Genomic DNA, 5,488 nt, shown 5'->3' on the forward strand with positions numbered 1-5,488 from the left:
GCTTCGGCCGCGGCGCCCGGTGCCGTTCGGCCGCCGCTCGGCTACGGGCCTGGTTGTCCCGCGCCCGGTCGCGCACCGCCTTGGCCTCGCCCTCGGCCGGCCGCTGCTCCTCGCCTCCGCCCTCCTGCAGAACGGTTCCGCCGGCTCGCCGCAGCCGGTCGGCCAGCTCGCGCACCGCCTGCCAGCGGGCATCGAGCGCCTGCCGCAGCCGTTCCACCGCCTGCCCCACCGCCCGGCCGCCGCGACGATCGCGGAGGTGTGCCCCCAGGGTCGTCCGTGGCTCTCCCGCCACCTCACGTGCCTCGGCTCGCCGGAAACCGGACTGCATGGCGTGCGCCGCGGTGCGGCCCACGTCGCGGGCGCGGTCCATGAAGTCGAGCGCTGACGCCTTCGCCGGCTGCCGTGCCAGATTCCGCGCCACGTTCTCCCACACATCGGCCGCACCCACCGGACGAGCATCGCCCAGGGCGCGTCGGGCCATCACCTCGCGCCGCTCCGCCCCGTCCGAGGTGATGAGCCAGGCGGAATCCTTGTGCCGGCTCTCGGCCGTGTAGCCCTTGAAGCCCTGCACCCCCGCCGATCCCGCCGGCATGGCGTTGATGTGCTCGCGGCTGGTGATGCCCTGGGCGGCGTCGATGGTCAGCACGTCGCCCGGCGCCAGCCGCGTGCGGCCGTTCTTCTTGTCCGCCAGACTGTCCCACGACACCGCCCCGTCGCGGCCCCCGGCCGTCCGCAGCACGATCCCGTCCGCGTTCACCTCGCGCACTTCGAGTACGCTGCCGTTGTTGCCGATGTTGCCCCGGCCGCCGTCAAGGAAGCGGGCGTTGAGCCGGTCGAACAGCCGCACCCGGTCGCCCGGCGCCAAGGTCAGGTTGTATGTGGCGCCGGCCTGGTCGGTCGCGCGGATGCTGAACAGATCGGCCCCCAGCTCGCCCATCGCTCGGCGCTCCTCGCGCAGCGCCAAGGCCACGGCGCGGGCGTCGGCGTTCGTCGGCGCCGTGACGCTGATCGAGAATCCCGCATCGCCGGCGTTCGCCTCGCGCCGCTGCCGCCATAGCTCGGCCACCCGGCGCACAGCGTCGTCGTAGCCGCCCGGCACCGCCTCGGCCGTGCCGTCCTCGCGCTTCATGGCCAGCGCCTCGGCCGCCTTGCCGTCGCGGAACAGCCCGGCGATCTCGCGCTCGCGCTCCGTACGCTGCCGGCGCGTGGTGAGGATCTCCGGCACCGCCTCCGGTCCCAGCGCCCGGCGCATGAGGTTGACTACCGGCCCGGCCTCGATGCCCTGGCATTGCTTGTCGTCGCCCACGGCGACGATGCGGAAGCCGTGTTCCGCGCGCAGCCGCAACAGCTCCAACATCTGCCGGGCACCCACCTGCCCCAGCTCGTCCACCACCACCACCGTTCGCGGCCCGACCGAGAGGCGACCGGCACGAACCCCATGCAGGAAGCCCGTCAGCGCAGCGACCTCCCCTACCCCGGCCTCCTTCAGCGGCTCGGCCTGGCGCCAGGCGATGGCCACGCCCATCACGTTGTCGCCCTGCGCCTTCCAGGCATCCACCAGGGGGCGCAGCAGGGCGGTCTTGCCCGACCCTGCGACACCCACCGCCACGCCCACGGCGCCGCCCGTGCCGAGGCGCAGCATGGCCGCGTGCTGCGCCTTCCCGTGGTCGTCACCAAAGTCCAAGCCGCTGCGCTCCACCGCGGCAGCCAGGGCAGCGGGGGACAGGGCACGGCCGCGATCCGCCGCGGCGGCCTTGGCCAGGGCCACGGCCTCGCCTTCCTGGGCGACGTGCAGCGCCGTCGTCACCCGCACCTCGTCGCGCTCGCCCTCCCTCCCCCACACCAGCCCCGTGAGCTGGCCATCCTGGCGCACCCCGCGCTCGCGCATGGCCCGCGTCAGGGCGTCCACGTCCGCCCGGCCGCCCTCCGCCCCCGGCGTGATGCCGGCTGTAATGAGGGCGCGGGCCGCCGCGGCGCGCAGGTCTGCCCCGTTGAGGACCGAGGCGCGGGAGAACTCGGCTTCGAGGAAGGGCAACGCCGCTTTGTAGGCGGCCTCCAGGCGGGCGGCCCGGCTCTGCTGCCGTGGCGCCTCGGCGTCTCGACGTCGTGGCACCACGATGCCGCGGTGCTCCCAGCCGATGGCCGCGGCTTGGCCGCGCCAAGCGGCGAAGTCGCTGAGGTCGTCCTCCTTGTTCTTGCGGGCCGCCTTCGTGCCGCCCTTGAGGAAGTCTACCTGCATGTCCGGCGTCATGGCGTCCCAATCGAGACCGCGCTTGGCTGCCTCCGCCCGCGCCGCCTCGGTGCCGTCGCGGGTGCGCTTGCTAAACGCCTCGCACACCGCCTCCGGGATCGCCGACAGGCGGGCCATGCCGGTGCGCTCCTCCAACTCTACCTCCACCCCGACGCGGCGCAGGTTCGCCGCGACCTGCGCCTGGTAGAAGGCGCCGAACTCGTGGATGCGCGTCCGGGTCGGGTTGAGGTCCAGGGCGCCGAGGTGCCCGCCGTCCGTCAGGACCAGGTTGGGCACCGCGCAATGGGTGTGGAGCTGGGGGTCCCCTGCCCCCGAGGGATCGCGCTCCATGCGGAGGGTGAAGAACTCGGTGCGGTCCTCGCCCGTCCTCTGGTCGGTGACGACCACGCTCGCGGTCGGGCGGGCGGTGAAGTGCTCGAAGCCGATCCACGCGATGTGCCCGGCCTCGGTGCCTCCGCTGCCGGCCTTGCCGCGGCGGACCTGGCCGATTTCCCGGGCGACGTAGCGCAGCGAGGCGTCAACCGCGTCCCGGTGCGCTTGGAGGATGGTCGCCCGCTCGGCCTCGGTCGGGGCGAACGCCCACGCCAGGCTGACACTCTTGGGGGCGGAGAAGCACAGGTCGATGTAGCTGACGCTGCGCGTGGTCGCGGCCTCGTTCGTCGCCAGCTCGGCGCCGTCCGCCCGCCGACCGGCGAGGATCTGACTGACCTGCTCCACGGTCGGCGTGCCGTGCGGGTCCAATCCCAGCGCCGCCGCCAGACCGGGGTGCATGTCTCGCCGCGGCTGCGGCCGAGTGCCCCGGTTCGGCGCCTCCGGTCCTGCCTCGCCGCCCGGTCCCGGCCCGGCCCCCAGCTCGGCCGCCCGGTTCCGGGTATAGTAGTCCCCCATCGCCACGGCTTCGGGCGAGAGGGTTTCTTCCATCAGGTGGTCTGCCATCGCCCGCGCACCGCCAGGGGTGACGGTGGCCGCGCCCTTGCGGAAGGTCAGCACCGGCCGGGCCTGCTACTGACGCGACGGCGGCCCCGGCCGCCGGCCGGCGTGGCGCTCGTCGTCCTGGGCATCCTCGACCGGCCCACCGTCGGCCGCAGCCTCGATGCGGTGCAGGATTCCAGTCTGCTCGTCGAGGCGTTCCACGATCTGCGTCAGCAAGCCCGGCAGCGGGCTCTCGCCGGCTTCCTCGGTCGCCGCCTCAAGGATGGCTTGCAGCATTTCGGTGTGGGTGGCCTGTGTCTCCACCATCATCCGCAGCCCTTGGGTCAGCGTCTCAACGGTGTCCCGGAGGCGGGCCAGCTCGGCGGTGATGGCGTCTGACATGGCGGCTTCCTCGGCGTCGGGTGGTCGGGCGCCAATGAACCATCTCCGCTGGGGATGAGACCAGCACCTTCTAGGGTGCATTGGTCTGTAGAAGACTTCTCTTCCCCTCCCCTGCCCCTTTGAGGACGCCATAGGGGACGCCTTGGGACGTTTTGGGGACACCAGAGGAAAATTTGGGGATGCTTCGGATATCAAAAAGGGACAGAGCAGTGGACGCTTCTAGGGACGTTTGGCATGATGCAGGCGGCAACGATCTTAGGATGGCCGGCCCGGCATGCCTGACGATGAGGACGCTCTAGCTCGGGTGCTGCGGGCCGCGGACCAGGGTTCTTCGCGCTCTCGGCTCTACCAATGGATGCGCCAGCATCACGAGAACCTAGCCGCGCAGTTTGGGAAGGTTCGCCCAAACTGGCCTGCCCTGGCGGCCGAGTTCGCATCCCTGGGCATCACGGACAGCACCGGAAAGCCGGCCACCCCGGAGCGCACCCGCAAAACATGGTGGCGTGTCCGGGCAGACGTGAAGCGGGCTCAGGCTCGCAATCTTGCCGGGGCCATCCCCGCCTCCGTGGTGCCCTCTCCTGCGCCGACGCCGGCACCGGCCGCCCCTCCTGCGTCTGCCGCGTTGCCACAGCCTCTCACGACGACGCCTTCGCCTATCCCCCCTCGCCCACCCGCGCCCGACAACTCACCCGTGAACCTGTCGGAGGGGGTCAATCCGCCAGCTAAGCCGAAGTTCGGCATTGCTCGGCTTAGGCAATGACTTGGAAGGAACCGAACATGGCCACTAAGCCGACCGCCATTCCCGGCGCCGATGCTCCTCCCGCGGCCGAGGGTGGCGCGAGCATCGTCCGCCTGTTCCAGCGCAAGCGCAGCTTTGACGCCCCGGAAGCCACCATCGGCCTGCCCCCCTCCGCGCTCGATGCGGCGGCCTCGTCCCTGACACCTTCCGGGCCGATCCTCGACCTGACCGGGAAGCCCAAGGTGTGGTTCGTCAGTGGCCCGGGGCGGTCGGGCAAGACCACCCTGCTGCGCTACATCCTCGAAGCCGCCGCCGCGACCGGCAGCGAGGTCTTGGCGGCCGCCCTGGACCCACAGAACCGCTCCCTGGCCGCCTTCGTGGACGGCGTTGACCAGCCGCCCACCAACGAGGCCGCCAGTGTCGCGGCATGGCTGGAAGAGCTGCTTCGATTCGCGATGGAGGAGAAGCGTTCGGCGCTGCTGGACCTGGGCGGCGGCGATACCAGCCTCAGCCGGCTGCTGGACGATGCGCCCGACCTGGGCGACGTAATGGAGGAAGCCGGTGTGTCGCCAGTCGCGATCTACACCCTCGGCCCGCGCGTGGACGATCTCTCCTCCCTCGCCTCCTTCGAGAAGAAGGTGTTTGCGCCGGCGGCGACGGCGCTGATCCTCAACGAGGGCTTGGTGTCCCCCACGCAGTCGCGGGAAGAAGCGTTCGGCTGGGTCCTCAATCACTCCGCGTTCCGCGAGGCCGTGGCGCGCGGGGCGGTGCCGATCTGGATGCCGCGGCTGGACGCGACCGTGGCCAACGAGATCGAGGCCAAGCGGCTCTCGTTCAGCCTGGCGCGCGACGGCCAGGAACCGCAGGGCCGCGCGCCTGTCGGGCCGCTCGGCCCGCTCAACCGCTCTCGCGTCCGCAAGTGGATGGCGAGCATGGATCAGGCGCTGGCGCCGATCCGCTCCTGGTTTCCGTGAGCGCCGCGGCGCCGACGCCGGCCGGCCCTCCTGGCGAGGGCGCGCAGCTCCCCGACGTGGGGGAGGCAATGCGCCAGGCTCGCGCCGATCTGGAAGCCGCGGCCGAAACCGCCAGGGTAGAGCGGGACCCGCTCGCCCCGGTGCTGGCTGGGCTGTCGTCCAGCCTGGGCGCCATGGTCGCGCTACAGGCTGTCTCTTGATCACATCTAC

3 protein-coding genes are annotated in these 5,488 nt (G+C 71.9%); 1 reads left to right on the plus strand and 2 read right to left on the minus strand.

Annotated features, from left to right (window positions below):
* Window positions 1-3,241, minus strand: a 3,241-nt coding sequence (mobF, locus tag ROTAS13_RS18550; RefSeq protein ID WP_075823058.1) for a MobF family relaxase, incomplete at its 3' end; no start/stop codon positions are given.
* A gap of 12 nt (window positions 3,242-3,253) precedes the next feature.
* Window positions 3,254-3,565 carry a hypothetical protein gene (locus ROTAS13_RS18555; protein ID WP_073140700.1) on the minus strand — a complete coding sequence of 104 codons (312 nt, stop codon included), beginning with the start codon at window positions 3,563-3,565 and terminating at the stop codon, window positions 3,254-3,256.
* A gap of 777 nt (window positions 3,566-4,342) precedes the next feature.
* Here ROTAS13_RS18555 and ROTAS13_RS25810 point away from each other — a divergent pair.
* The gene (locus tag ROTAS13_RS25810; protein WP_083755604.1) at window positions 4,343-5,278 is read left to right on the plus strand and encodes an ATP-binding protein; all 936 of its coding nucleotides are present in this window, start codon (window positions 4,343-4,345) and stop codon (window positions 5,276-5,278) included.
* Window positions 5,279-5,488 lie beyond the last annotated feature (210 nt).

This window comes from Roseomonas sp. TAS13, assembly GCF_001950415.1.
Taxonomy (GTDB): domain Bacteria; phylum Pseudomonadota; class Alphaproteobacteria; order Acetobacterales; family Acetobacteraceae; genus Roseomonas; species Roseomonas mucosa.

Coding starts and splice junctions, on each gene's coding strand:
- ROTAS13_RS18555 (WP_073140700.1), bottom strand. CDS start 3,565: ATGTCAGACGCCATCACCGCCGAGCTGGCCCGCCTCCGGGACACCGTT.
- ROTAS13_RS25810 (WP_083755604.1), top strand. CDS start 4,343: ATGGCCACTAAGCCGACCGCCATTCCCGGCGCCGATGCTCCTCCCGCG.